Annotated in this window: 27 protein-coding genes; 11 read left to right on the top strand and 16 right to left on the bottom strand. The window is 67.5% G+C overall.

Annotated features, from left to right (window positions below; genetic code table 11):
* Positions 1 to 208 precede the first annotated feature (208 nt).
* The 5 genes from HMPREF9058_RS06095 to HMPREF9058_RS06115 all read left to right on the top strand — a co-directional run bounded on the left by HMPREF9058_RS06095 (position 209) and on the right by HMPREF9058_RS06115 (position 6668).
* Entirely contained in the window at positions 209 to 1435 is a 1227-nt protein-coding gene (locus tag HMPREF9058_RS06095; protein WP_009405673.1) for a hypothetical protein, read from the top strand.
* A gap of 112 nt (positions 1436 to 1547) precedes the next feature.
* Entirely contained in the window at positions 1548 to 2834 is a 1287-nt protein-coding gene (locus tag HMPREF9058_RS06100) for an extracellular solute-binding protein (protein WP_009406156.1), read from the top strand.
* 90 nt (positions 2835 to 2924) lie between these two features.
* Positions 2925 to 4499 (top strand): ABC transporter permease subunit, encoded by a 1575-nt coding sequence (locus HMPREF9058_RS06105; protein WP_009405519.1) that lies wholly within the window; start codon positions 2925 to 2927, stop codon positions 4497 to 4499.
* Between the two features lie 27 nt (positions 4500 to 4526).
* On the top strand, positions 4527 to 5456 hold the full coding sequence (locus tag HMPREF9058_RS06110) for a sugar ABC transporter permease (RefSeq protein ID WP_009747417.1): 930 nt from the start codon (positions 4527 to 4529) through the stop codon (positions 5454 to 5456).
* A 198-nt stretch (positions 5457 to 5654) separates the two neighbouring features.
* Positions 5655 to 6668, top strand: coding sequence for a LacI family DNA-binding transcriptional regulator (locus HMPREF9058_RS06115; RefSeq protein WP_009405861.1), 1014 nt, complete (start codon positions 5655 to 5657; stop codon positions 6666 to 6668).
* A 43-nt stretch (positions 6669 to 6711) separates the two neighbouring features.
* Here the strand turns inward: HMPREF9058_RS06115 and HMPREF9058_RS06120 are convergent, their stop codons facing one another.
* A complete protein-coding gene (locus tag HMPREF9058_RS06120; RefSeq protein WP_009747254.1) occupies positions 6712 to 7962 on the bottom strand; it encodes a glycerate kinase in 1251 nt (416 codons plus the stop codon).
* A gap of 40 nt (positions 7963 to 8002) precedes the next feature.
* The gene (locus HMPREF9058_RS06125; RefSeq protein ID WP_009405421.1) at positions 8003 to 9391 is read right to left on the bottom strand and encodes a dipeptidase; all 1389 of its coding nucleotides are present in this window, start codon (positions 9389 to 9391) and stop codon (positions 8003 to 8005) included.
* A gap of 41 nt (positions 9392 to 9432) precedes the next feature.
* Between HMPREF9058_RS06125 and HMPREF9058_RS06130 the strand changes: the two genes are divergently transcribed.
* Positions 9433 to 10041 carry a DUF3043 domain-containing protein gene (locus HMPREF9058_RS06130; RefSeq protein WP_009405453.1) on the top strand — a complete coding sequence of 203 codons (609 nt, stop codon included), beginning with the start codon at positions 9433 to 9435 and terminating at the stop codon, positions 10039 to 10041.
* A gap of 44 nt (positions 10042 to 10085) precedes the next feature.
* Here the strand turns inward: HMPREF9058_RS06130 and HMPREF9058_RS06135 are convergent, their stop codons facing one another.
* A complete protein-coding gene (locus HMPREF9058_RS06135; protein WP_004564709.1) occupies positions 10086 to 11141 on the bottom strand; it encodes a quinone-dependent dihydroorotate dehydrogenase in 1056 nt (351 codons plus the stop codon).
* Between the two features lie 150 nt (positions 11142 to 11291).
* Here HMPREF9058_RS06135 and HMPREF9058_RS06140 point away from each other — a divergent pair, with 150 nt between their 5' ends.
* From HMPREF9058_RS06140 to HMPREF9058_RS06150, 3 genes are all read left to right on the top strand, one after another.
* Positions 11292 to 12200 (top strand): neutral zinc metallopeptidase, encoded by a 909-nt coding sequence (locus tag HMPREF9058_RS06140; protein WP_009747567.1) that lies wholly within the window; start codon positions 11292 to 11294, stop codon positions 12198 to 12200.
* Positions 12201 to 12392: 192 nt separating this feature from the next.
* Positions 12393 to 12902 carry a flavodoxin family protein gene (locus tag HMPREF9058_RS06145; RefSeq protein WP_009406277.1) on the top strand — a complete coding sequence of 170 codons (510 nt, stop codon included), beginning with the start codon at positions 12393 to 12395 and terminating at the stop codon, positions 12900 to 12902.
* A 58-nt stretch (positions 12903 to 12960) separates the two neighbouring features.
* Complete coding sequence (locus HMPREF9058_RS06150; RefSeq protein WP_009405580.1) at positions 12961 to 13320, top strand: hypothetical protein; 360 nt, start codon at positions 12961 to 12963, stop codon at positions 13318 to 13320.
* Between the two features lie 96 nt (positions 13321 to 13416).
* On the opposite strand, the gene HMPREF9058_RS06155 is transcribed toward HMPREF9058_RS06150, so the two are convergent.
* From HMPREF9058_RS06155 to HMPREF9058_RS06175, 5 genes are all read right to left on the bottom strand, one after another.
* A complete protein-coding gene (locus HMPREF9058_RS06155) occupies positions 13417 to 14943 on the bottom strand; it encodes a polyamine aminopropyltransferase (RefSeq protein WP_009405718.1) in 1527 nt (508 codons plus the stop codon).
* A gap of 10 nt (positions 14944 to 14953) precedes the next feature.
* Positions 14954 to 15199, bottom strand: a complete 246-nt coding sequence (locus HMPREF9058_RS06160; protein WP_003780291.1) for a DUF350 domain-containing protein — start codon at positions 15197 to 15199, stop codon at positions 14954 to 14956.
* A gap of 52 nt (positions 15200 to 15251) precedes the next feature.
* Positions 15252 to 15941: a hypothetical protein gene (locus HMPREF9058_RS06165; RefSeq protein ID WP_254654072.1), complete on the bottom strand. Its 690-nt coding sequence runs from the start codon at positions 15939 to 15941 to the stop codon at positions 15252 to 15254.
* 74 nt (positions 15942 to 16015) lie between these two features.
* Positions 16016 to 16354 (bottom strand): S-adenosylmethionine decarboxylase family protein, encoded by a 339-nt coding sequence (locus HMPREF9058_RS06170; RefSeq protein WP_009406152.1) that lies wholly within the window; start codon positions 16352 to 16354, stop codon positions 16016 to 16018.
* A gap of 120 nt (positions 16355 to 16474) precedes the next feature.
* Positions 16475 to 17224, bottom strand: coding sequence for a hypothetical protein (locus HMPREF9058_RS06175; RefSeq protein ID WP_009747640.1), 750 nt, complete (start codon positions 17222 to 17224; stop codon positions 16475 to 16477).
* Positions 17225 to 17414: 190 nt separating this feature from the next.
* On the opposite strand from HMPREF9058_RS06175, the gene HMPREF9058_RS06180 reads away from it, so the two are divergent.
* Both HMPREF9058_RS06180 and HMPREF9058_RS06185 read left to right on the top strand, forming a co-directional pair.
* Positions 17415 to 18254 carry a MerR family transcriptional regulator gene (locus HMPREF9058_RS06180; RefSeq protein ID WP_043537668.1) on the top strand — a complete coding sequence of 280 codons (840 nt, stop codon included), beginning with the start codon at positions 17415 to 17417 and terminating at the stop codon, positions 18252 to 18254.
* A gap of 74 nt (positions 18255 to 18328) precedes the next feature.
* On the top strand, positions 18329 to 18724 hold the full coding sequence (locus HMPREF9058_RS06185) for a DUF488 domain-containing protein (RefSeq protein ID WP_009406372.1): 396 nt from the start codon (positions 18329 to 18331) through the stop codon (positions 18722 to 18724).
* Positions 18725 to 18743: 19 nt separating this feature from the next.
* Here the strand turns inward: HMPREF9058_RS06185 and HMPREF9058_RS06190 are convergent, their stop codons facing one another.
* From HMPREF9058_RS06190 to HMPREF9058_RS06225, 8 genes are all read right to left on the bottom strand, one after another.
* The gene (locus HMPREF9058_RS06190; RefSeq protein ID WP_004564698.1) at positions 18744 to 19139 is read right to left on the bottom strand and encodes a metal-sulfur cluster assembly factor; all 396 of its coding nucleotides are present in this window, start codon (positions 19137 to 19139) and stop codon (positions 18744 to 18746) included.
* 50 nt (positions 19140 to 19189) lie between these two features.
* Positions 19190 to 19666 (bottom strand): Fe-S cluster assembly sulfur transfer protein SufU, encoded by a 477-nt coding sequence (gene sufU, locus HMPREF9058_RS06195; protein WP_009406112.1) that lies wholly within the window; start codon positions 19664 to 19666, stop codon positions 19190 to 19192.
* Between the two features lie 2 nt (positions 19667 to 19668).
* A complete protein-coding gene (locus HMPREF9058_RS06200; RefSeq protein ID WP_009406378.1) occupies positions 19669 to 21021 on the bottom strand; it encodes a SufS family cysteine desulfurase in 1353 nt (450 codons plus the stop codon).
* A gap of 161 nt (positions 21022 to 21182) precedes the next feature.
* Positions 21183 to 21932: a Fe-S cluster assembly ATPase SufC gene (sufC, locus tag HMPREF9058_RS06205; RefSeq protein ID WP_009405576.1), complete on the bottom strand. Its 750-nt coding sequence runs from the start codon at positions 21930 to 21932 to the stop codon at positions 21183 to 21185.
* Between the two features lie 68 nt (positions 21933 to 22000).
* Positions 22001 to 23260, bottom strand: coding sequence for a Fe-S cluster assembly protein SufD (gene sufD / locus HMPREF9058_RS06210; protein WP_009405797.1), 1260 nt, complete (start codon positions 23258 to 23260; stop codon positions 22001 to 22003).
* A gap of 92 nt (positions 23261 to 23352) precedes the next feature.
* Complete coding sequence (gene sufB, locus HMPREF9058_RS06215) at positions 23353 to 24792, bottom strand: Fe-S cluster assembly protein SufB (RefSeq protein ID WP_004564693.1); 1440 nt, start codon at positions 24790 to 24792, stop codon at positions 23353 to 23355.
* Positions 24789 to 25523: a metalloregulator ArsR/SmtB family transcription factor gene (locus HMPREF9058_RS06220; RefSeq protein ID WP_009747484.1), complete on the bottom strand. Its 735-nt coding sequence runs from the start codon at positions 25521 to 25523 to the stop codon at positions 24789 to 24791. The genes sufB and HMPREF9058_RS06220 overlap by 4 nt, the downstream gene beginning before the upstream one ends.
* Before the next feature lie 331 nt (positions 25524 to 25854).
* Positions 25855 to 26544: an NUDIX domain-containing protein gene (locus HMPREF9058_RS06225; RefSeq protein ID WP_050797997.1), complete on the bottom strand. Its 690-nt coding sequence runs from the start codon at positions 26542 to 26544 to the stop codon at positions 25855 to 25857.
* Positions 26545 to 26590 lie beyond the last annotated feature (46 nt).

Below are 26590 nucleotides of genomic sequence, written 5' to 3' on the forward strand. Positions count from 1 at the left end.
CAGATTTCTGCGCTGACATAGTCACAAGGTAGCGCAGAAGCGGGTTACCATGGTCGTCACCATTCCGACACCTCCGACACCATCCCAGGGGAGCACCGGTACCCGATCCCTCCAGCTTGTGGTCACCACGCACCCTCCTCACATCGATGAATCACTTCTTGGACGTCAAGTCCCCGGGCGCACACCCGGTGGAAGGGAGACACCTGCCGTGACCACCACCACAACCCTCGTTCACCGACCCTACGACGGTCCGGAAGAGTGGTGGCGCCACGCACTGGTCTACGAGATCCCCTCACCTGCCCTGGGAGCAGCCGAGCTGGACCGCACCGATCCCATCATCAAGCACGCCCGCTACCTGGGCATGGACGCGGTACTCATCCGTCCGAGCCTGCTCGACATCGACACCGAGATGGACTCGATCCGCCGCTTCATCGACGAGGCCGGAGAGCAGGGGCTGCGCACCATCGTGCGCATCTCCGGTGCGCTGGGTCCGATCACGGGACCCTACGCCAAGCAGACCACCGGCTTCGTCACCGGCCTCGAAGGCGCCGCTGACGACCTGCTGCGCCGTTCGGAGGCCTACCTGCAGGCCGGTGCGGCCGGCATCGACCTGGGCACGATCGTGCCTCCCCAGCTCACCAGCGGAATCCGGCTGGATCGACTCAGCACCTACTGCGCCATGCTGCACGGCCAGCTGGCCGAGTACGTCGACGAGGGCATCATCGGTGCCGACGTGACCGCCGACTACCCGGAGTCACTGCGTCATCACCTCCAGGACGACTGGGTGCACCACTTGCGCGACGACTGTCTGACACTGACACGGTGGAACGCCGAGTCGCTCACGTCCCACCTGACCCGGTCGCTGGACGAGCACGACCGCTTCGGGGCACCCCCCACCTGGCGATTCCTGCCTCCCCACATTCTTTCCGAGCACCTGGATCCGGGCGACGGGCAGCGCTGGTACTCCGCCGACCACGATGAACGGCTGCGTCGAGGGCTCGCCCTGCAGGCCATGATGCTCGCCCTGCCCGGCTCGCTCTACCTACGTCAGGGCGATGAGATCGCCCTGTCCGACTCCGACAAGCCAACCGCTCCCCTGGAGCTGGCCGACATGGTGGCTGAGCACACGCAGGTGCAGTCCTCTCAGTTCGGCTCTCCGACTGCGACCGTGCGCCACGCGGCCCACGTGCGGCACGAGTACAACCTGGCCTGCGCTCCCCTGGCCTTCGTCACCGGGCTGGAGTGGTGCCCGCCCCAGACCCTCTCCTTCCTGGTGCGCGGCGTCCTGGTCGTCGTCAACACCTCCGACTCCCCCGTCACCTTGCCGGCCGAGGCCAAGGTTCTCCTATCCTCCCAGCCCCTGCGCCAGGAGGATGGGCGTCTACTCGTGCCCCCGGCGACGACGACGTGGCTGGAGGCCACAACCGTTGCCTAGGGCACACGGATGCAAGTTTCATTAGTCTCTTGCAATCTTTACATAAGCCGATTAAATTATGGTGCCAGGCGAGGAACTCCTCGCTGCGGATCTGATTCGAAGGAGAATCCCTGTGGCACCCACCCGCCGATCCTTCCTGACGATGGCCGCTCTGGCCTCCACCGTGCCAACGTTGGCCGCCTGCTCCGGCTCGCGCAATACTGCGGGTACGGCGGCCTCGGGCGGCGCTGCCTCACAGGCATCTGACGCCTCGGCAGGCGACTCCGATACCGATCTGGTCATCTGGGCGGATCAGAAGAAGGCGGACTCCCTCAAGGAGATCGCCAAGACCTGGGGCAAGCAGCAGGGCATCTCGGTGGCGGTCCAGACCGTCGCCAATGACTTGCAGCCCAACTTCATCACCGCCAACCAGGCCGGCAACGGCCCTGACATCGTCCTCGGCGCACACGACTGGATCGGCAACCTGGTGCAGAACAGCGCGATCCGGCCGGTCGTTCTGAGCCCCGAGGCCGAATCCAACTACTCCGACATCGCGCTCAAGGCGGTCACCTACGACGGCCAGATCTACGCAACGCCCTACGCCGTCGAGTGCCTGGGCCTGTTCGTCAACAAGGCACTGACCTCAGTGACCCAGCCGGCCAGCATCGAGGAGATGATCGAGGCCGGCAAGGCGGCCGGAACCGAGCTCGTACTGTCGCAGGTCGTCGACGAGAAGGGCGACGCCTACAACATGGAGCCGATCTACACCGCCGCCGGCGGCTACATGTTCGGCAAGAACCCTGACGGCTCCTACGATCCCAATGACCTCGGTATCGGCAAGGAGGGATCCATCAAGGCCGCGGAGAAGATCCGCCAGCTCGGCCAGCAGGGAGTCCTCAGGAAGTCAGTCACGGCCGCCAACCACATTTCCTTGTTCACCGATGGTAAGGCTCCCTACCTCATCTCGGGGCCATGGGCCCTGGCGGATATCAAGAAGGCCGGTATCGACTACCAGCTCACTCGGATTCCGGGCTTCAAAGACATCAAGAACAGTCAGGCGAGCCCCTTCGTCGGAGTCAACTGCTTCTATGTCGCCTCCAACGGGAAGAATAAGGCCTTCGCCGAGACCTTCGTGGCCGACGCGGCCAAGGACATGACCTTCGCGGCATCGATGTTCCCCACCAACGAGCTGCCCCCGGCCCAGAAGGACCTCGCGGACAAGCTCAAGGCGGAGCACCCCGACATGGTCACCTTCACGGAGCTCTCCGCCAAGGCCGACCCCATGCCCGCGATCCCCGCCATGTCCTCAGTGTGGGAACCCCTTGGACGCGCTCAGGCCAACATCGTCGGTGGGGCCGATCCCGCCAGCACTATGACCGGGGTCGGCCAGACCATCAAGGCGTCGATCAAGGGCTCGTAAACCGCCTCGACGCCGAAGAGCGGAACGCTTCTCCACGCGCCCGACTATTCCTCATACTGCTTTCCCACTTCTGGAAAGGACCCGCAGATAATGACGTCCGCATCCACCACCCCGAGGGAGAAGACCACGACCATCAGAGGTCTCGTCGGTCGCATCATCGTGCTGTCCCTCACGCTGGTCGCAGCGATCTACCTCGTCCCACTTCTTATCGCCTATCGGATGTGGTTGTGGCTGGGAATAGTCGTCCTGACCACGGGGGCCATGTTCCTGCTGTACTCGACCAAGAGGTTCGTGCCCGCCAAGTACCTCTTCCCCGGCACGTTCTTCCTCACCGTCTTCCTCATCGTCCCCATCGTGCTGACCATTCAAACCTCCTTCACCAACTTCGGGGACGGGTACCGCGGGACCAAGGAGGAGGCCATCACCTCCATCACCAACAACTCCATGGTCCGCACGGAGGACTCTCCCACCTATGGTCTGTCTGTCGCGACCGACGGCGACGTCACCAAGGGCCCCTTCTCACTGTTCCTCGTCAATCCGCAGACCAAGGAGGTGCTGCGGGGAAGTGACGGGAAGAAGCTGGAGAAGGTCGACGCCAGCACCGTCACCGTCGACAACGGCGTGGTGACCAAGGCGGAGGGATACACGATCCTGTCCCCCAGGCAGATCAACACCGCCTACGAGGACATCAGCGCCATGTCGGTTCCCTTCACGGACAAGACCACGGTCAAGGTTCAGGGCATCCGGACCGCTTTCGAGGGAACCAAGCGGATGGTCTACAACAAGTCCTCCGACACCATGACCAACACTGCCACCGGGGACGTCTACTCGGTCAAGAAGGTGGGGCTGTCCGAGCACTTCGTCAACGCCGAGGGAGAGAGGCTGGCCCAGTCCTGGAAGCAGAACGTGGGACTGGCCAACTACTCACGGCTCTTCACTGAGGGCAACCTGGCCTCCCAGTTTCTCAAGGCCTTCGCATGGACCATCATCTTCGCCCTGGGCTCGGTGCTGCTCACCTTCGGCCTCGGTTTCTTCTTGGCGCTGACCCTCAATGATGATCGCATCAAGGGTAAGAAGCTCTACCGCTCCTTCCTCCTGCTGCCCTACGCCGTACCCGGCTTCATCTCGCTGCTCGTGTGGTCGAACTTCTACAACCAGGACTTCGGCCTCATCAATCGGATGATGCACCTCAGTATCCCGTGGCTGTCCGACCCGACCATGGCCAAGATCGCCGTCCTGCTCACCAACACGTGGATGGGCTTCCCCTACATGTTCATCGTGTGCACCGGCGCTCTGCAGTCCATCTCCGGCGATGTCAAGGAGGCGGCCAAGATGGACGGCGCCAGTGGCATGCAGGCCACATGGCGCATCGTCACCCCACTGCTCCTGGTCGCCGTCGCCCCTCTGCTGGTGAGCACCTTCGCCTTCAACTTCAACAACTTCAATGCCATCCAGCTGCTGACCGAGGGTGGGCCCTTCCCGGCCGGGGAGTACACACGCGGCGGAACCGACATCCTCATCTCCATGGTCTACCGCATCGCCTTCGGCCGTGCCGGCTCGGACTTCGGATTCGCCTCGGCCGTCTCCGTGGTCCTGTTCGCCGTCACCGGCGTCCTGGCCGCATTGCAGTTCCGAGCCACCAAGAAGCTCGAAGACGTCAACTGACCAGCCGACCTCGGAAAGAACATCATCATGAGCACCTCATCGCAGCCCGTGTCCCGGTCCGCATCAAACAGGTCCGAGGACAGCGTCGTCATCGAGAATCACATGCCGTTCTCACGCTGGTTCCGGGAGATCGGCTGGAGGCACGTCGTCGGCGTCATCGCCCTGGTCTTCGCAGCCTTCCCCGTCCTCTACGTCATCTCCGCCTCTCTCAACCCCCTGGGCACGGTGGCATCCACCGGGTTGATCCCCACCAAGGTGAGTCTGGTCAACTACCAGAACCTGCTGTCGGGGGCGCGAGGCCCATTCCTGCGCTGGTACCTCAACACGATCATCATCTGCACAGTGGTGGCCACCGCTCAGGTCTTCCTGTCCCTGCTGGGGGCCTACGCCTTCTCCCGGTTCCGCTTCACCGGACGCCGCGGCGGCCTGCTCGCCCTGCTCCTCATTATGATGTTCCCCGCGATCCTGTCCATGATCGCCATCTACACAATGATCTCCGACATCGGCCAGGTCGTCCCCTTCCTCGGCCTCAACACCCTGGCCGGCTACAGCCTGGCGCTCATGGGCGGAGCACTGGGGCAGGTGTGGCTCATCAAGGGAACCTTCGACACGATTCCCCGCGAGCTCGATGAAGCCGCCATCATCGACGGCTGCACGCACTGGCAGGTCTTCCACATCATCCTTCTGCCCACGCTCAAGCCGATCATCGCCACCACCTTCCTGCTGGCCTTCGTGGGTGTCATCAGCGAGTTCCTCCTGGGCTCGATCATTCTGACCGACAACTCCCAGAAGACGCTCGCAGTGGGGCTCTACGGCATGCTCGTCGGCGACCGCTCCAACAACCTGGGCATCTTCGCCGCCGGGGCGGTCCTCACCATGGCCCCGGTGATCGCTCTGTTCCAGTACCTGCAGCGCTATATCGTCGGCGGATCGATCTCGGGTGCGGTCAAGGGCTGATCGGGGCCGGGCGCCTTGACGCATCCTTCCCGTCCCATCAGCCGGGAATCAGGGGCCGACGGCGCCACACCTCACCGTCCCGGATTCCCACAAACGGGACATGACCTGCGATGATGGTCAGTCGAGGGACGCGACGTTCCGCTGTCGGTTCAGGCGAGTCAGCCCCTCCATCCTGACCGTTCTTCGTAGGATTCACTCATGCCACAGAGACTCACTCTCACTGACATCGCCGACCAGGCGGGCGTCTCCACCGCGACTGTCTCCCGTGTGCTCAATGGAAAGTCCAACGTGGCTGACTCGACCCGTCGGCAGGTACTCGCTGCGCTCGACATCCTGGGCTACGAGCGGCCCGAGTCGGTGCACCAGACCTCCCGCGGTCTCATGGGGCTGATCGTGCCTGAGCTGAGCAACCCGATCTTTCCGCTGTTCGCCCAGCAGATCGAACAGCTCCTGGCACCCTCCGGGCACACTCCCCTGCTGTGTACCCAGACCCCCGGCGGTATCAGCGAGGACGAGTACATCGAGATGCTCGTGGACCGCGGTGTCGCCGGCATCATCTTCGTCTCCGGACGCCACGCGGACACCACCGGTGACGTGACCCGCTACCAGCGCCTGCGTGAGCGTGGCGTACCACTGGTGACGATCAACGGCAACGCGCCGACCATCAAGGCACCGGGCTTCGCCACCGATGACCGCCGGGCGACCCGCATCGCGGTGGATCACCTCATCGCCCTGGGTCACCAGCGCATTGGCCTGGCCATGGGACCGATGCGCATGGTGCCGGCTCAGCGCAAGCGCTCCGGCTACGAGGACGCCATGGGCGAGGGCATTCCCGAGGAGCCGCTGCGGATCGTGGAGACGCTCTACACCTACGAGGGCGGGGTCAGCGCAGCATTGCACCTGCTGGAGCAGGGCTGCACCGGCATCGTCTGCTCCTCGGACGTCATGGCCCTGGGTGTGGTCCACGGGGTACGCCAGACGGGCAGGTCAGTGCCTCATGACGTCTCCGTCATCGGCTACGACGACTCGCCACTCATCCCCATGACGGACCCGCCGCTGACCACGGTGCGTCAGCCCGTGGAGTCCATCTGCCGAGCGGCCGTCTCCACGCTCCTCGCGCAGCTCAACGGGCAGCGGCCGGCCGACACCGAGATGCTCTTCGCCCCCGACCTCATCGTGCGCGACTCGACTGCCGCGGCCCCCATCGACTGAGCCCCGGTTGGCCGGCAGCGGTGTGCTGACGCCAGTGATCCGGTCAGCGCGACCACGTGCGGGCCAACCGGGAGCCGAGGTCCGTCAGCCGTGCCTCCAGCCCGTGGGAGTCAGTCGCTTCCCAGGGCTCGGCGGCGTGAGCCTCCTGCAGGCCGTAGGCGTTGGTGACACCGGCTGCGGCCAGCTCGCCGCGACTGACGGCGCAGCGCCCGCACACCAGGATGCACGGCTGTGCCTGTGAGGCGGCCTGCTGGCCGACGACGCCCACGACGCCGTCGGCCAGGACGTCGTAGAGCTCTCCCCAGGCCGAGACCACCAGATCCTGCCCGTAGGCGGCCTCGCTCAAACTGACGAGCTCAGCCATGACTCGCGCCCCGGGCCGCGCCCAGGCTCCCAGGGCCCGCAGCAGCAGGGCGCTGCCCCCGCCCGCCCCGGTCCCCCAGGTCGACACGCTCAGGCGAGCCGTCCCTGCCGAGTCCGCCGCGTGCGCAGAGGCGGACGGCCCGGCGTCGCCGAGTGCAGAGACAACAGGCAGACTCCTGCGTACACCGAGGCCATCGGGATCGAGGTCCTCGGCCGCCCTGACGCTTTCCATTGCCTTGGCGCAGGCGCGGCGGTCCAGTTCCTGGGCCCGCTCCGGGCTGATGGAGGTGATACTCGTCAGTGCCGCCCCGGCACCGTTCATGCCTCCCAGGGAGATGTCGTCAGCCAGGGCTAGTCCCAGGCTGCGATGCGACACGAGGTCCTTGGCAGCTCGTAGACCGCCCAGCACGTCCATGGCTCCCAGACCCCCGTCGTGAACGGCGGAGCGCGACATCCCCACCACAAGCGTGTCCAAGGGGCCGGTACGGCTCAGGGCTGCACCGATGACTTCTCCCAAACCGGAGGTGCTGCCCTCCAGCGCCTCCTGGGCCGCCTCATCGGGATCTGAGGGAAGCGCCAGGAGACGGGCGGCATCCAGGAACCAGGTGCTCACCTCTGCGGGGTGCCGGTTCCCGGATCGTGCCGCCCTGGGGACCAGACGTACCAGGTCGACCTCTCTAACCTGTCCGAGCGGGCCCCGCCCCTGAATGACCTCCCGGGAGGCGACCTGATCGGGGGCGATCACCTGGGCCGAGCCCGGTCCGCCGTCCGCTATGGGCAGCAGGGTCAGGGCGTCATGGGGGCGCGCCGCCCGCCAGCCCCGTGCCAGACAGGAGGCGACCCGGCCCGGGGCGAGACCTGGTCCCGAGCCCGCTAGGGGCACTCCAGCGGGCTCGGGCCACAGCCCGCCAGGGGCGAGGAGAACCTTCATGTGCTCGTTCTCCGGTGGTGGGCGCGTTGAGCACTGGCCGTCATGAGCCGATGGCGCCGCTCAGACGGGCCAGGAGGAGGGCCTCGGCGACCACGATGTGCTCGAGCTCGCCCAGGTGCATGGACTCGTTCTCGCTGTGGGCCCGGGTGTCGGGGTCCTCGATCCCGGTGACGAGCACCTGGGCCCCCGGGAAGGTCTCCTTGAGGGTGGCGATGAAGGGGATGGAGCCGCCCTGTCCGATATTGACGGCCTCGGTGTCCCAGGCGGTGGACAGGGCCCAGTGGGCGGCCTCGGAGGCGGGCGTGACCTCGGAGCCGTCGAAGGCGGGCCCGGCTTCACGGCCGTTGACGGTCAGCCGGCCCCCGAAGGGCACGTGCTTCTCCAGGTGGGCGACCAGGGCCTCCTGGGCCGCGGCCGGATCCTGTCCAGGAGCGATGCGCAGCGAGAGCCGGGCCGTGCACGAGGGGGTCAGGACGTTGCCGGCCAGGTCCAGGGGCGTGACGTCCATGCCGATGAGCGTCAGGGAGGGCTTGGTCCACAGCCGGGCAGTGAGGTCGCCGGTGCCGGTGAGCTCGACGCCGTCGAGAATGCCAGCGTCGGCGCGGAAGTCGGCCTCCGGGTAGTCGGGGAAGTCGGCGTCGGCCTGGGACCGGCTGACCAGTCCGGCCACGGCGACGTCACCGGCGTCGTCGTGGCAGGAGGCGATCAGTCGGCACATGGCGGTGGCGGCATCCAGCACGGGGCCGCCGTACATGCCGGAGTGAAGCGCGTGGTCGAGCATGTCGAGACGGACGTCGACCTGGACGACGCCGCGCAGCGAGGTGGTCAGGGACGGGATGCCGACCTTCCAGTTGGAGGAGTCGGCCACGACGATGACGTCGGAGGCCAGGCGGTCGCGGTGGGTGGTCAGGAAGTTCTCGAAAGAGGGGCTGCCCACCTCCTCCTCACCCTCGATGAAGACCGTCACGGAGCAGGGCAGCTCGCCGTCGGCCAGGGAGGCCAGGATGCGCAGGGCGTGGGCGTGGGTGATGACGCCGGCCTTGTCGTCAGCGGTTCCGCGTCCGAACAGCCGCTCCCCGCGCCGCTCGGCGGTGAAGGGGTCGGCCTGGTCCCAGCCGGTCGGGTCGCCGACGGGCTGGACGTCGTGGTGGGAGTAGAGCAGGACGTGCGGGCTGCCCTGGGGGCCGGCCTTGTGGGCCAGGACGGCGGGCCGACCGGGGGTGCCGTCGGGGGCGGGCACCGAGAGGATCTCGGCATCCAGACCGCTGTCGCGCAGGAGCGCGGCCACGGCCTCGGCGGAGCGCTGGACCTCGGACTGGTCGTGGCTGGAGGCGGAGACCGAGGGAATCGCGACCAGGTCCGTCAGGTCGGAGACGATGGTGGGCATGGAGGTGTGCACGGCGGTGCGCACGGCATCAACGGTGATCATGGTTTTCAGGGTATCGCGCCGCTGCCGCTAGTCTTGGCACCGTGAGCCTGTTCAAGAAGCGCAGCCAGACCCCTGAGCCGGAGCCCGTGGCCGAGCCCTCCCCCAAGCCCGGAGGCAAAGGACGCCCCACGCCCCGGCGTAAGGACCAGCAGGCCAAGAACCTGCACCCCGTGGTCCCCAAGGACCGTGCGGCCGCCAAGCGGGAGGCGCGAGCGGCCCGTGACGCCGCCTGGAAGCGCCAGAACGAGGCCATGATCACCGGTGAGGAGAAGTACCTTCCCTCCCGTGAGAAGGGGCCGATCAAGCGCTACATCCGCGACTTCGTTGATGCGCGCTTCAACCTGGGCGAGTACTTCATGCCCCTCATCTTCGTCCTGCTCATCATCTCCTTCGGGTTCAGCCGCATCCTGCCCCACTACCCGCTCGTCAGCTTCTACACAGTGCTGGCGATGAACGGCTACCTACTTCTGGCGATCGCCGACGCCGTCTGGTGCTGGGCGCGTCTGCGCCGCCGCCTGACCGCGAAGTTCGGTCAGGAGAAGGTCAAGGACGAGGGGACGATCCTCTTCTACATCATGTCGCGCTGCTTCATGCTGCGGCGCTGGCGCCGTCCCGCCGCCCTGGTCAGTCGGGGGCAGTACCCCTCCTGATCCGTTCCGGGCAGCTGTGGGGCGGCGCCGCGGTCGCCCGGGGCTCAGGCAGTCGCCCGAGCGGCGGAGCCGGTGGCCAGGGCCCGGTTGATGCGCCCCGGCCAGGCGGGACCGTTGTAGATGAAGGCCGTGTAGGCCTGAAGCAGGTCCGCACCCGCGTCGAGCATGAGCTCGGCGTCCATGACGGAGGAGATGCCTCCGACGCCGATGATCGTGGGCTCCTGCCCCAGCCCGCGGCGCAGGCGGCGCACGACCTCCAGGGCGCGGGGCAGAAGTGGGGCGCCGGACAGGCCGCCCTCCCCCAGGTCGTGGTCGATGGTCGTGTTGGTGGCCACCACCCCGTCGAGGCCCATGTCCAGGACCATCTGCGCAACCGCGTCGATGTCCTCGTCAGCCAGGTCCGGGGCGATCTTGACCAGGAGCGGGACGTGCCGCCTGGCGGCGCGGTCGGCGGCCTCGCGCACCGCCTCGAGGATCGGTCGCAGCGTCTCAACGCTCTGCAGGCTGCGCAGCCCGGGGGTGTTGGGGCTGGAGACGTTGACGACGAGGTAGTCGACCCAGCGGGCCACTGCCGCGGCCGAGTAGCGGTAGTCCTCCACCGCCTCCTCGAGCGGGGTCACCTTGGTCTTGCCGATGTTCGCGCCGACGACGATGGATCGCCCTCGCGGAGTGCGGCGCAGTGCCCGCAGGCGCTTGGCGGCCTCATCCGCCCCGGAGTTGTTGAAGCCCATGCGGTTGCGCACGGCGCGCATCTGCGGGTAGCGCCACATGCGGGGCTTGTCGTTGCCGCCCTGGGGGTGGGCGGTGAAGGTGCCGACCTCGATGAAGCCGAAGCCGAGCATGTCCAGGCCCTCAACAGCCTGCCCCTCCTTGTCCATGCCCGCTGCGAGCCCCAGGATGCCGGGCACGGGTCGGGCGAAGGGGCCGCCCTGGTTGGCCGAGGGCACGGGGAAGACCGGCCTGCGCCCCCACATCTGGCGCACTACGTCCCTGACGAGGGGAACCTTGCCGGTGATCTCGATCGCGTCCAGGCACACGTCGTGGATCAGCTCGGGGTCGATACGGGTCAGCACGGTCTTGTACAGCAGGTCGTAGAGCACGGCATCAGGCTACCCCGACCAGGCCTTCCAGGGACTGTGCAGGGTCCCGCCGCTATTCTCCTCGGTGTCCCCGCTTCGCGCCGGTGGTGGTGTCGCGGTAGCGTGGGCTTCGTCCGAGCCTCATTGCAGGCGTGTTCTCAGAGGTGGCCAGTGTCCTTCAACCGCGATATCCAGCTCGACCCCAACCGGGTCCAGACCCGTTCCGGCGGAGGCCGGGGCGCCATGATCGGTGGCGGCTCCATCCTGACCGTCATCGCCGTCGTCCTCATCTCCCAGCTCACGGGAGTGGACCTGACGTCCATGCTGGGAGCGCAGCAGCAGACCGGGACGACGACGTCGACGGCCTCATCGATCGACACCTCCGTGTGCACCAGCGGGGACAGTGCCAACAAGTACACCCAGTGCCGCATGGTGGCCACCGCGGAGTCCCTCGACGCGGTGTGGACCGAGCAGCTGCCGGCCCAGGCGGGGCTCAAGTACGCCAAGCCCGAGTTCGTCCTGTGGGACGGCACCCAGATCTCCTCGGCCTGCGGCAACGCCTCCTCGGCGGTCGGTCCCTTCTACTGCTCAGGGGACCGGACGGTCTACCTGGACATGAGCTTCTTCTCCGAGATGGAGCGCTCCCTGGGGGCCGCTGACACGCCCCTGGCGGAGGAGTACATCGTGGCCCACGAGTTCGGCCACCACATCCAGCACCTGACCGGGCAGATGGCCAAGGCCGACCGCTCGGGCAGCGGTGCGACGTCGGACTCGGTGCGACTGGAGCTCCAGGCGGACTGCTACGCGGGGATCTGGGTCAACCACGCCTCCTCCACCCCCGACCCGGACACCGGCAAGCCCTTCCTCAATCGTCCCAGCAGTGAGGAGATCAAGGGCGCGCTGGGCGCCGCCGAGGCCGTGGGCGATGACCACATCCAGGAGCGGGCCAAGGGGCACGTCGACTCCGACACGTGGACCCACGGATCCTCCGAGCAGCGCGTGCGCTGGTTCACCACCGGGATGAACTCCGGCTCAGTGCAGGCCTGCAACACCTTCGCCGTCGACGCCTCCCAGCTCTGAGACACGCCGGGGCGACGCCGTTCGTCGCCCCGGCTCGTCCTTCCTCCCCACCGATCCTCTCGGTCTGACGGGGCCCGCCGCCTTGAGAGCGGCGGGCCCCGTTTGCGTGCGACGTGGCGTCACACCTGACAGTGGGTTCATGACGCACACGTCGCCAGTGACATCGCCGGTACCAGCCTTCAGGAGGACACCATGACCAGGGCACTCATCGTTGTTGAGTCCTACTTCGGCAATACCCGGGTCATCGCCGAGGCCGTCGCCGCCGGGTTGATCGAGGGCGGCATCGAGGCTCAGGTCGTCGACGTTGCCCGGGCTCCGAGTGCCCTGCCCTCGGACCTGGATCTGCTCGTCCTGGGAGCTCCCACCCACAACCGGCGCCTGCCGACCATGACCACGCGGGCCAAGGCCCGTGCGCAGGCGGGGCCGGGCAACAACTCCCCGGGGATCAGCGAGTGGCTGGGAGACGCAGAGGTTCCAGCCGCTCTCAGCGTCGCCGCCTTCGACACGGTCATCTCCAAGGGCTGGCTCAGCGGCTCAGCGGCCAAGGCGATCGCCAAGACGCTACAGCGGCGTCAGGGTCGGCGGACGGTGTCGGTCAGAAGCTTCGTGGTCACGGCGAACAAGGGCCCGCTGGCCACCGGCCAGGAGACCGACGCCCACAGCTGGGGACGCGAGCTCGCGGACTCGGCGAAGACCGGATAGCGACAGGCGCCGCCGCGACAACGACTGTACATCGCATCATCGGAAGGAAGACAACAACATGACAGCAACGAACCGCGACAAGTCGTCCCGGCAGCAGCTGAGCGGACGAGACATCGCCGGAGCATGCCTGGCCGTCTGCGGTCTCCTCATCATCATCTGGGGAGGGACGCTCGAGTCGGTCAGCGTCACTGACCCCGGCTTCATGAGCTTCGCCGTCAGCGGCCTGGTGATCGTCGCAGCAGGGGCATGCCTGGCGACGGCACTTCCTCGCGCTGCTCGTGTCACGCTCATCTGGCTGGCAACACTGGCGGCAATGCACTATCTGTTCATCATCGGCATGGCAGTCATCATGTCCCTCATGAGCTGCGTGATGATCGGCGGAATCGCCGCCTGGCTGTCCATCAGAATCTTGAGATGAGGTGAGGCGGCCGCCGCGATGCGGCAACAGGGTGACGGCGAAGTCGCTTCGGGACGATTCAGACCGAACCGGCTTCGCCGTCTCTTTCCGGGCGGTTCAGTAGTAGCGCCACTGCCGCATGTCTTGGTTGTAGACCTCGACGATCCGGGGATGCAGAAGGGTGGAGGGCTCCATGGTTTCGGTGCGGGCCGGCTTGGTTCGCATGATGAACTCCAGGGTCTTCCGGTCCTGGTAGGTCAGGCCTTTGGGCAGCGGCTGGCTGATGAGCTTCTGCGGCGTCCTGGTGGACAGCACGAAGCCCCACTCCCCGAAGGAGGGGACATTGGTGGAGAAGGGCAGGATCTGTCGATCCGGCTGAGCGGCGGCGACGGTGCTGGCCACTGTGGAGAAGGCGTGGGGTGAGAAGAAGGTGGAGGTGGCCTGGGTGACCATGACGCCCTCGGGTGCAAGCCGCGCCTCGATGTTCCGATAGAACTCGGTGGAGTAGAGCTTGGCGAGCTTCTCATTGGAGGGGTCGACCAGGTCAATGAGAGCGACGTCGTAGGTCGCTTTGGAGTTCTGGACGTAGGTGAAGGCGTCGTCGTTGACGACCTTCACCCTGGGGTCGGACAGGGAGGCGTGGTTGAGGTCCTTGAGCAGGCGGTTGCTTCGTGCCAGCTCGGTGACGTCGGGGTCGATGTCCACGATGGTGACGTCCGTGACGCTGGGGTAGCGCAGGATCTCTCGGGCCAGCAGGCCGTCGCCGCCGCCGAGCACGAGCACGTGGGCGGGTTCCTTCACCGAGGTCATGGCACTGGCGGACAGGGTCTCGTGGTACCTGGCCTCGTCCAGACTGGAGAACTGGAGCTGGCCGTTGAGGTACAGGCGCAGGTCGTCCTGGTACTGGGTAAGGACGACCTTCTGGTAGGCGGTCTGCTGGTAGTAGACGATCGGGTCGTTGTAGGTCAGCGCCTCCACGCTGCGCTCGATGCGGTTGGCGGCTGCGAACATGCCGACCAGTGCCACGACGGCGGCGGTGGCCGCCCACAGGATCTTGCGCGGTGTGCGCACCTGGAGCAGGACGAGCAGTGCCACCAGGACGTTGAGGGCACCTACCAGGTAGGCCCCGCGCATGAGACCGAGCTGCGGGAGGAGCACCAGGGGGAAGACCAGGGAGGCCACCAGGGAGCCGAAGTAGTCGATGGCCATGACCTTGCCGAGCAGCTCGCTGGTCGAGCGGCGTCCGAAGGCGGCGAAGGTCCGCACCAGCAGCGGGATCTCCAGGCCGATGAGGATGCCGATGGTCAGGCTGATGCCGCCGAAGACGACCCAGTGCAGGCGGGTGCGCCCAAAGGCCAGGTACAGCAGGAGGACGGAGTTGCCACCGATGAGGCCCAGGAGCACCTCGCTGACACCGAAGACGACTGCCGGCGCTGCACGGAAGCGGTTGACCAACAGTGAGCCGATGCCCATGCCGAACAGGGTGATACCAGTGGCCAGACTGAAGCTGAGCACGGAGTCGCCCAGGAGGTAGGAGGCGGCCGTGCCCAGGATGAGCTCGTAGATGAGCCCGCCGATCGCGGCGAGCAGCGCCGCAGTGAACAGGGCGACGTTCTCTCGTCGCCCGATTCGGCCGTGGGTCATGGTGTGCGGCTCAGCTCAGGATGGTGGCGGCGATGATGATGGCGATGGCCAGCGCCGTGCCGGCGAAGGCGACCCCCAGGCCGATGTTCTGGTCCTCAATGAGCTCGCGTCTGAGGTCGAGGCGGAAGATGCGGTTGACCAGCAGCGCGAACACCATGAGCAGGACCACTCCGAGCACCGCGTAGACGATGGTGCTCAGCAGTGACTGCCAGTTGAGGTCGACCGATGAGTGGTGAGCGATGGTCATGAGCGACATGTCTTCTCCTTCGTGTGTGACCGTTGAGGGGGTTGAGTTAGTGGGCTCCAGGTCATTTTCCGACGCCGCCGCCCCCGCCGCCGTAGACCGAGCGGTTCCGGAAGGAGCCGCCGCTTGCGGGAATGAAACCCTCTTCGTCATCGATCAGCTCGGCCAGCACCAGAACGACGAACATCAGGACGATCCAGAACACAGGGGCCCAATCGCTTCTACTCGCCCCGGAGATTGCCGCGGGGAACCACCGCCAGAACCTTCGCATGAAACCGGGTATCCACCACGGCCGGGTCACGGGCCTACCGAAGACCTTGTACTGCTTCGAGGAGGACAGACCTGTTTCGCTGTAGATCTCTCGGGTGTGGAGGCGATGTGCATCGACCACCATGGTGGAGATCGAGCCCTGCGCTTCCACCACGCGGAGATCGGCGCACGTCGTCGCGGTGAGAGCCCCGTGCGGATGATTGATGGCCCCGGTCTCGTGGTCGATCTCAGCACGGCGCACATTCGTGACCTCGACGGTGCACGGCCGGCCGCGGACTCTCAGCTTCCGGCTCCAACCGACCTCGAGGGTGAGCGGGTCGATCGCCGGCTGAACAGGAACCGGCTCGTGAAGTACCACCTTGTTGGTGTCTCGACGGATCTCCAGCCAGAGCTCTTTACCCTCGTCGTCGATCAGGCGCCACTGCTCCCGCTTGACGGGGCGCCGGCTTCCCTGATCCCGTCGTTTCAGGACAACTCGTCCCATGACGGTGTAGGAGCGGCGCTTCTTCCTCAGGGAACCCCGTAGTGTCTCACCGACTCTCAGATCGCCTCTGACACTCACAGCGTGATCTCCGAGCTGGTCACCTGCTGGGCCCGCAGGCGCTTGCGCACCAGCTCCCCCACGGCCTCGATCTGGGCGGGGGTCAGTGTGCGACAGCTGGTGAGCGTCACGTAGCCGGTGCCGGACTCGGGCCAGGTGTGGGCGGCGATATGCGACTCGGACAGAATGATGACGGCGCTCAGTCCCTGGGGCTCGAAGCGGTGGTGAGCGCTGGAGACGGCTGTCAGTCCCGCCGTCTGGGCGGCGCCAAGGAGAATTGACTCCACGGTGGACAGGTCGTTGAGCGCATACGGCTCGGCGCCACTGATCTTGTAGCTGACGGAACACAGGCTCACCGCAATCACGCGAGCACGGTAGCAACGAGGCGGACAGCCGACAAACGGGCTGAGGTCCCCATCCTCGCTCTCCCGCCGTCAACAATGCATGGCGGGAAGCCCACCACCGATGGGGCGGACCTACTTGCCGACTCCGCCTCCGCCACCCCCGTAGACCGGCCGGTGGCGATAGCCCCGCGAGGAGCCCGAGTGCGAGGTGCTGGTGGGATCGGCGTCGCCACTGTAGCGGCTGGGGTTGGTGCACGCCGAGAACAGTCCGCCGACGAGCACGATACTGACGAAGGCAGCGACGACCGCGCATCCGATGTTCCGGCCGGTTCTTCCGGGGGCAGATCGGCGGTTGTACAGGACCCGCCCGAAGAACTGCTTCTGCTGCGCAGTGGACAAGGAGGTCTTGCGGTATGCCAGGAGGTCACGGAAACGGTGGCTGTCGATGGTCAGTCTGCTGGTCACGCCGGCCGGGTCCGTCAACCGCACCTCGGCGTAGGTCATGGTCTCGCCGATGTTGAGTGGGCACACCGGGGAACCGATGACGTTCTCAAGGGTACCGGTGGTCACCTCCTCAACCATGCCCCGGTGCAGGACGCCATTGATCGTCAGCGGCATCGTCTGGCCGACGGTCAGGGCCCACGGCTCGATCGTCTCCTGGAGACGAACGGGTTCGTAGAAGAGGACCTTGCCGGGATCGTGGTCGACCTCGACCCAGGTGTCGGCGTTGCTGGCCCCGATAAGCTGCCACTCCTCCCAGTAGTAGAAGCAGTGGTCCTGGGAGTCCCATTCCTTGAAGAGCAGGCAGCCTGTGACTGACAGGGCGCCTGCAGTGCCCTGGAGCAGGTCGCCGACCTGCAGGTTGCCTCGCGTGCCGTTCACCAGGACCCTCCCGCCTGCGGAGGGTGAGACGGGGCGCCGCTGCCGCCGTCGGTACCTGATCCGCCTGTCATCACGCGGGCACAGTAGCAACGCGGGCATGCCCCGGCAAACGGTTCGCTCTCCCCATGGTTCGCCCCCGCCAAGCGGATCCGAACAGTTCAGGATCCGGGTGCCGTGTGAGACTGTCCCCATGCGCGTTGCTGAGATCGCCGAGCTGACCGGAACGACCGTGCGCACGGTGCGCTACTACCACTCGCTGGGGCTGCTTCCAGTTCCCGGTGAACGTGGCGGCTGGCGCGACTACGACCTGAGCCATGTGGCCCGGCTCTCCCGGATCCGCTGGCTGGTCCAGGCCGGTGTGTCCCTGGAGACCATCAGGCGCGTTCTCGACGAGTCCGAGGCTACCGGCGTCGAGCAACCCGACGACGCGCCCGCAGCCGAAACGGTTGAAGCCCGCGCTGCGGCCGGCTCCGTGGTCGAGGACCTGGCCGGGGCACTGGCCGCCGTGGAGGATCACCTGGCCGAGGTCGCCAGACAGAGGGACATGCTCGCCGGCCTGCTGGAGCGAGCCAAAGCCGGTTCGACGGTCTCACCGATGTCCCCACGTATGGCGGCCTTCTTCGACCGGCTGGAGCAGGCCGCTGCCGATGAGGCCACCCGCTGCGCCGTACGCAAGGAGCGGGACCTGACCGACCTGGCCTGCTATCGCGGCCAGATGCCGCCGGAGGCGGAGTTCCTCTTCGTGGACCCGGATCCTGACTACGACGCCGAGTCACTGGCCCTTTACTCCCAGGAGCCGACCGAGATGTCAGAGGCGCAGATCGAGCAGCGCGCCCAGGTCATGGTCTCCCGGATGGAGGCCCGGCTGCCGCCTGAGCGCCTTGGAGCCCTGGCCAGCAGCGTCGACAGCGATGCGGTCCGGGGGCTCTTCAGCCTCATCGGAGCCACGGGGTACCCCGATGCGCGGCTCACCCGGGCCTTGGAACGGGAGTTCCTCACCGCGATCGACCGATGGCGCCTGAGTCGGTGAGCGCCGCTCGCACGCCCGGTTCACTGCGAGCCGATGGGACCGCACCGACGGATTGGGCGAGTAGCGTCGCTGGTATGAGTCAACGCCTTCCTTCATCTGACAACGTGGTTCTCAAAGGCATCCGTGAGGAGCCCAGTGCCGAGGACGGAGCACGGGTCCTGGTGGACCGGCTCTGGCCCCGTGGCGTGTCCAAGGAGCGCGCCGCTCTCGACGAGTGGGCCAAGGACGCCACCCCCACCACCGAGCTGCGGCGGGCCTTCCACAGCGGGGACCTGCCCTGGCCCCAGTTCGTCGAGGCCTACCGGGCCGAGCTCACCGAGAGGCCCGAGGCAGTCGCCGCCGTCGAGCACCTGCGCGACGAGGCCCTCGATGGGCGCGTCACGCTCCTGTTCGCCGGCCACGACCACGTCCACTGCCACGCGCGTGTCCTGCGCGAGGCGGTCCTCGGTGTCGAGGAGGACCTGACCTGACGGCGGCCTCGACAGAGGCTCAGACGTTGAAGCCCAGGGCGCGCAGCTGCTCGCGGCCCTCAGGGGTGATCTTGTCCGGCCCCCACGGCGGCAGCCACACCCACTGGATGCGGACCTTGTCGGCAATGAGGGACAGGGCCTGCTGGGCCTGCTCCTCAATGACGTCGGTGAGCGGGCAGGCGGCGGTGGTCAGGGTCATGTCGAGCACGACAGTGCCGTCGGGCTCGATCGACACCCCGTAGAGCAGGCCGAGGTCGACGACGTTGATACCGAGCTCAGGGTCGATGACGTCGCGCAGGGCCTCCTCGACGGCGGCGACATCGACGCCCTCGGTGCTGGCGACGGGGGCCGGCGGCTGCTGGGCAGCCATGGGGTTGTCGGCGGCAGCCGGCATCCCGCTGGGGTTGTCACTCATGGCTTCTTCCTTCTTCCTCGCGGGTCGGACAGTGGTGTCAGGAAATTGATCTACTCGGCGCCGTTCGGCTCAACGGTGGGCAGGGCGACGCCGGACTTGGCCAGGGCGTCCTTGAGGGCCATCCACCCCAGCAGGGCGCACTTGACGCGGTTGGGGTACTTCGAGACACCCTCGAAGGCGGCCCCGTCCTCCAGGTCATCCAGGACGGCGTCGTCGACGCCCTTGCCGCGCGAGTGCATGAGGGTATCGAAGTCCGCCTCGAGGCGGGCCACGGTGGCCAGGTCGGCGCCGTTGACGAGGTCGTGCATGACGGAGATGGAGGCCTGGGAGATGGAGCAGCCGTCCCCCTCCCAGCCGATGGCCTCGATCTTGCCGTCCTTGACGCGCACCCCCAGGGTCACGTCGTCACCACAGGTGGGGTTGACCTGGTGGCTGGTGGCGTCCGGGGCGTCGAGGGCGCCGGAGCCGTGGCGCTCGCGGGAGTGGTCGAGGATGACTTGCTGGTAGAGCTGGTCGAGTTCGTTCATGCTCACCTCTGGAAGTAGCGCCGGACGTCGGCGATGGCGGACAGGAAGCGGTCCACCTCCTCGGGAGTGGAGCAGGCCCCGAAGGACAGGCGCGAGGAGGCGTGGATGCCGAAGTGCTGGTGGATGGGCTGGGCGCAGTGGTGGCCGGTGCGCACGGCGACGCCGGCGGCGTCGAGGACCTGGCCGACGTCGTGAGGGTGGACTCCCTCGATGGAGAAGGCGACCACGCCCAGGCGGTCGGTCGTGTCGGCCGGGCCGACCAGCCGCAGCCCGGGAGCCTGGGCCAGGCCCTCGAGCACCTGCTGGGTCAGGGCCTGCTCGGTGGCGTGGAGCCGGTCCAGGCCGATCCGGGCCAGGTACTCCACGGCGGTGCGCCATCCCGCGGCCTGCGCCAGCGGCTGGCTGCCGGCCTCGAAACGGGGCGGGCCGCTCATGAAGGTCGACGACTCCATGGTGACGATCTCAATCATGGAGCCGCCGGTGAGCACCGGTGGCATCGCAGCCAGGAGCTCCTCGGTGGCCACGAGCGCGCCGATGCCGGTCGGGCCGAGCATCTTGTGGCTGGAGAGCACCATGGCGTCCACGCCCGCGGTCTTCAGGGCGCCGAAGTCCAACGGGAGGTGAGCAGCGGACTGGCAGGTGTCCAGGACAACGAGCGCACCGACCTGCTGGGCGCGCGGGAGGATGAGGTCGAGTGGGCTGATCGCACCGGTGACGTTGGAGGCGTGAGTCAGGGCCAGGACGCGGGTGCGCTCGGTGATGACGTCCAGGGTGGCGGCATCGATGCGCCCGTCCTCAGTCAGGTCCAGCCAGCGCAGGGTGGCGCCGGTGCGGGCGCACAGCTCCTGCCAGGGCACGAGGTTGGCGTGGTGCTCAGCGCGGGTGACGACCACCTCGTCGCCCTCTCCGATGATGAGGCGCCGAGCCGGGTCATCGGCCGCGGAAGGCCCGCCACCGCGGGCCGCCGACCGGCCCTGGCTGGCGTGCCCGATGGCCAGAGCCACGAGGTTGATGGCCTCGGTGGCGTTCTTGGTGAAGACGAGCTCACTGCCGCGCGCCCCGACGAAGGCGGCGACGGCGTCGCGGGCGTCCTCAAAGGTGGCGGTGGCCTCGTCGGCGAGCTGGTAGGTCGAGCGCCCCGCCGCGCCGTTGGACATGCGGTAGAAGTCGGCCTCCGTGGCGATAACGCCGGCGGGCTTCTGGCTCGTGGCCGCCCAGTCCAGGTAGGCCAGAGCCTCGCCGTTGCGGGCGGGCCGCTCCAGGTAGGGGAAGTCGGCGCGGATCGCGGCGACCTCCTCCGCGTTGAGCGCGCCGGTCGAAGGCGCCCCGGTGAGTGGGGCCGTGGACTGAGTCATGACGTGCCTTTCCGATTCGGTGCGGGGCGGTTCCGGGCATGGTCGCCGACGGCGGGGGCTGAGGTCACGAGGAACCCTAGTCCCCCTGCCTCAATGCCGGGGCCGGCGACGGCGCCTTGTTGCGCGGCGCACCGTCGTCGGCCCCGGCACGGTGAGGACTGTCAGGCCAGGTAGCGGTCGTAGCCCTCTTCCTCGAGGCGGTCGGCCAGGTCGGGGCCGCCGGCCTCGGCCACGCGCCCGTCGACGAAGACGTGGACGTGGTCGGGCTTGATGTAGCGCAGGATGCGCGTGTAGTGGGTGATGAGGAGGAAGCCGGCGTCGGTCTCGTCGTGGAGGCGATTGACGCCCTCGGAGACGATGCGCAGGGCGTCAACGTCCAGGCCGGAGTCGGTCTCGTCCAGGACGGCGAAGCGGGGACGGAGCAGCTCCATCTGGAGGATCTCGAAGCGCTTCTTCTCACCGCCGGAGAAGCCGGCGTTAACGTCGCGCTGGGAGAAGGCGGTGTCCATCCGCAGGTTCTTCATGGCCTGGTTGACCTCGCCGACCCACTGGCGCACCTTGGGGGCCTGGCCGTCGATGGCGGTCTTGGCCGTGCGCAGGAAGTTGGCCACGGTGACGCCGGGGACCTCGACGGGGTACTGCATGGCCAGGAAGAGGCCGGCCCGGGCGCGCTCGTCCACGCTCATCTCCAGCAGGTCGACACCGTCGAGGAGGACCTCACCGTCGGTGACCTCGTAGTCGGGGTGACCGGCAATGGAGTAGGCCAGGGTGGACTTGCCCGAGCCGTTGGGGCCCATGATGGCGTGGACCTGGTTGGAGTCGATGGTCAGGTCGACGCCCTTGAGGATGGGCTTGGGGCCGTCGTTGGTGGCCACCTGGACGTGGAGGTTCTTGATCTGCAGAGTGCTCATGCGACGTTTCTTTCAGCTGGGTTGTGGTCTGGTTGCGGGTGGGCGGACCGTCGTGCGGGTCCGGCCTGTCACTCGGCTGCCGGCTCGGCGGCGGGGTCCTGGTCGGTGCGGGCGGTGATGAGTCCGGTGAGCTCGAGCTCCTTCTCGATGGCGGCCATGAGGCGCTCCTCGACCTCGTCGACACCGATCTCGGCGACGATCTCGTTGAAGAAGCCCAGGACGACGAGGCGGCGGGCCTCGGTCTCGGGGATGCCGCGGGCACGCAGGTAGAACAGCTGCTGGTCGTCGAAGCGGCCGGTGGCGCTGGCGTGGCCGGCCCCCTCGATGTTGCCGTTCTCGATCTCCAGGTTCGGCACGGAGTCGGCCTTGGCCCCCTCGGTGAGGACCAGGTTGCGGTTGAGCTCGTAGGTGTCGGTGCCACGGGCGGCCTGGCCGATGAGGCAGTCCCCCACCCACACGGCGTGCGCCCCCTCGCCCTGGAGGGCGCCCTTGTAGGTGACACGCGAGTAGCAGTGGGGCTCGGTGTGGGCCACGTAGGGGCGGTGCTCCTGGTGCTGGCCGGCATCGGTGAAGTAGACGCCGTAGGCGTCGATGTGGCCGCCCTCGCCGGAGAAGCCCAGGTCGGGGCAGATGCGCACGTCTCCGCCGAGGCTGACGACGACGTGCTTGAGGACGCCGCGGTCACAGACCTTGACCCGGTGGTTGGAGGCATGGACAGCCCCGTCCTCCCAGCCCTGGACGGTCACCAGGGTGAGCTCGGCGCCGTCGGCGACCGTCACCTCGACACCCTGGGTCAGGGCGGCGGTGCCGGTGTGGTCCAGGACGACGGTTCCCTTGGAACCGGCCTCGGCAGCGACGAGGATGTGCTGGGCGGTGGGGCGGGCGAGCTGTGCGTCCTGGCCGATGATGTTCAGTCGGGCGGCCCGCTCCAGCTGGGCGCCGGGCTCCAGCGTGAGCACCGTGGCGGTCTCTGTGCCGTTCCAGGCGGTGACGCCGGTGCGGTCGACCGGGGCACCCACGGTGCCGATGCGGGCGTCGCTGCGCGCGACCGTCTCCAGGCTCACGCCGTCGGGCAGGTCCGTCTCGATACGGACACCGGCATCGCTCTGGCCGGCGGTGGCCGCGCGGATGGCGTCGAGGTCGAACAGCGGGGCGAAGCGCTTCATCGGCGTGAAGCGCCACTCCTCCTCACGGCCGCGCGGCACCGGGATGTCGGCGGGGTCGAAGGAGGTGGGGCGGTCGGCGCGCGAGGAGACGTAGCGCGGCCCGCCGTGGGAGTGGGCGCCGTCGAGCGTGGCGCTCGAGTGGTCGGTGGAGAGTTCAGGCATGTGGAGGTGCTCCTTGGCCGGCAGCAGGCCGGTGTGATGAGGTGTGGGTCGAAGGCTGAGTGGGCTGACGAGGGAGGATCCGCTGCGGTGGGTCAGCCCACCGAGTTCTCCATCTGCAGCTCGATGAGCCGGTTGAGCTCGAGGGCGTACTCCATGGGCAGCTCCCGGGCAATGGGCTCGACGAAGCCGCGCACGATCGTGGCCATGGCCTCGGTCTCGGTCAGCCCGCGCTGCATGAGGTAGAAGAGCTGGTCGGCGCTCACCTTGGAGACGGTCGCCTCGTGGCCCATCTCGACGTCGTCGGTGCGCACGTCGACGTAGGGGTAGGTGTCCGATCGGGAGATCTCATCGACCAGGAGCGCGTCGCACAGCACGTTGGACTTGGAGTGCCGGGCGTTCTTCATGATCTGCACCAGTCCGCGGTAGGCGCTGCGGCCACCGTGGCGGGCGATCGACTTGGAGACGATGTGGCTGGAGGTGTGGGGCGCCATGTGGACCATCTTGGCGCCGGTGTCCTGATGCTGGTCCGCGCCGGCGAAGGCGATGGACAGGGCCTCGCCGCGGGCGTGAGGGCCCATGAGGAAGACGGCCGGGTACTTCATGTTCCGCTTGGAGCCGATGTTGCCGTCGATCCACTCCATGGTGGCGCCCTCCTCGCAGGTAGCGCGCTGAGTCACCAGGTTGTAGACGTTGTTGGACCAGTTCTGGATGGTCGTGTAGCGCACGCGGGCGTTCTTCTTGACCACGATCTCCACGATCGCCGAGTGCAGGGAGTCGGTGGAGTAGATGGGGGCGGTGCAGCCCTCGACGTAGTGGACGTAGGAGTCCTCGTCGGCGATGATGAGCGTGCGCTCGAACTGGCCCATGTTCTCGGTGTTGATGCGGAAGTAGGCCTGGAGCGGGATCTCGACGTGGACGCCCTTGGGGACGTAGATGAAGGAGCCCCCGGACCACACGGCCGTGTTGAGGGCGGCGAACTTGTTGTCGCCGGCGGGCACCACGGTCCCGAAGTACTCCTTGACGAGCTCGGGGTACTCGCGCACGGCGGTGTCGGTGTCCACGAAGATGACGCCCTGCTCCTCCAGGTCACCGCGGATCTGGTGGTAGACGACCTCCGACTCGTACTGGGCGGCCACGCCGGCCACCAGGCGCTCGCGCTCGGCCTCGGGGATGCCGATGCGGTCGTAGGTGTTCTTGATGTCCTCGGGCAGGTCGTCCCAGGAGTTGGCCGGCCGGTCCGTGGAGCGCACGTAGTACTTGACGGCGTCCATGTCGAGCTGGGAGAGGTCCACGCCCCAGGTGGGCATGGGCTTGCGCTCGAAGGTGGAGTAGGCCTTGAGACGCTTGGCCAGCATCCACTCCGGCTCGCCCTTGATGGCGGAGATCTCGCGGACCACCTGCTCATCAAGGCCTCGCTTGGCCTTCTCACCGGCCTCGTCGGAGTCGTGCCAGCCGAAGTCGTAGCTCGTCGAGATCGAGTCGATGATCTCGTCGTCGGTGCTACGCGTGGTCTCGGTTGTCGGCAGTGTCATCGGGTTCCTTCCATTCGCTTGGTCTCAAGGCCTCGCGTCTTAGCCGCCGCCCGAACCGCGCGCTTGCGCAGCGCGGGCATGGCGATCGGAATGTGGGTGGTACAGACGTGCTCGCCTCCGGCCAGGGTGGCCAGACGCTGGACCGGGACGCCCACGAGCCGGGAGATGGCCTGGGTCTCGGCGTCGCACAGCTCGTGGAACTCCCCGGCCACATCGCGCACCGGGCAGTTGCCCTGGCACAGCTGGACGGCGAAGGACCCGTCCCCGACGTCGCGCACCGAGGCCGCGTAGCCGTCGAGAGTCAGGGCGTCCGCCAGGGCGCGGGCCCTCTCCGAGGGGTCCTTGCCGGCCGCCTCGACGACGGTGGCGTAGCGGCGCTCGAGGTCACGGCCCCTGGCCGCGGCGAAGGAGTCGACCGCCTTGTCACCGGCCACCTGGGACAGGTAGTGCAGGGCGCGGTTGGCCAGGTCGGAGTAGCCCTCCGCGAAGGAGGTGCGGGCCTTGGGCGTCAGGACGTAGTGCCGGGCCGGGCGACCGCGGCCGCGCTTGCCCGTCTGGGCCGGCGTGTGCACCTCGATCTGCTCAGCGTCCTCAAGGGCGGTGATGTGCCTGCGCACGGCGGCCGGCGTCAGGCTCAGGACCTTGGCGAGCTGCGCCGCCGACACCGGTCCCTTCTCAGCGATGAGGTCGAGAACGCGTGCCCGGGTAGAGTCGTCGTCACTCTGAGTCATGACGGTTCTCCTCCCCTAGTCGCTTCCGACGCCTCACGGCCTGCCCCGTTGCGGCCGGTTCGGCCTTGCCCTGGACCGGCTCCAGGCACTGACCTGCGAGGCGTCGCTGGTCGTTGTGCCACGAGTTTAACCAAGATCTTGCTTGCCGAATTCAACGCTGGCAAGTTCACGACGGAGCGTCGCAAGGTGGGATTGAACACGTCACCTAATCAAAGGTGAGCCTCACTTAGGAACACCTAACTAGTGGAATGGCGCTGATTCCACGGCTGTGAGGCCCGTTGCTGCCCTGTACTGTCTGCTACTCCTGCAGCCGTTACTCCGGTGCGGGTTCCTAGAGGCTCTCCGGGCTGCGCAGCCAGGGGGCGTCAGCGGGACGCAGTCCCACCCAGCCGCGGGTGCGCGCCTGGACCGTAGCCAGGACTCCGAGCACCGTGGAGGGGTTGTGCAGGCGGCCGCCCATGACGGCGTCGAGGGCCTCATCCAGACGGACCCAGGTGGGCACGAACTCGGCCTCCTCGTCCTCGCGGACGGTGCGCCGGTCCTCGGGCAGCAGGGTCAGGTCCTGGGCGAGGAAGATCCGGGCCCCCTCGGTGGTGAAGCCGGGCGAGGCGTAGAACTCGGCCAGCGTGTGCCAGGTGGCCGCCTCGTAGTCGGTCTCCTCGGCGAGCTCTCGGGCGGCGGCGACGGCCGGTTCCTCCCCCGCCACGTCGAGCAGTCCCGCGGGGATCTCCCACAGGCAGGCGCGCACGGGATGACGGTACTGGCGGATCATGAGGATCTCCGCGGCGCCGTCGGGCTGGGAGGATGTATCGCCCTCGCGCAGGGCGACGACGGCGACGGCGTCGTGGTGGACGACGACCTGACGGGACACCGGTTCCTGACCGGGCCCCAGGCGCACCTGGTCGGCGTCGACGGCGAAGATCGGCCCGCTCCAGACCCGCTCGCTGGAGACCAGCTCCCGCCCAGGTTCTCGCGTGTCAGCGAGGCTGTTCACTATGCCGTCGCTGCTGCGGGTCCTCATCACCGGATGATCCACAATTGGCTCCTCATTCTCGCTGCCGGCGTCG

Source organism: Actinomyces sp. oral taxon 175 str. F0384 (genome assembly GCF_000223355.1).
Taxonomy (GTDB): Bacteria; Actinomycetota; Actinomycetes; order Actinomycetales; family Actinomycetaceae; genus Actinomyces; species Actinomyces oris.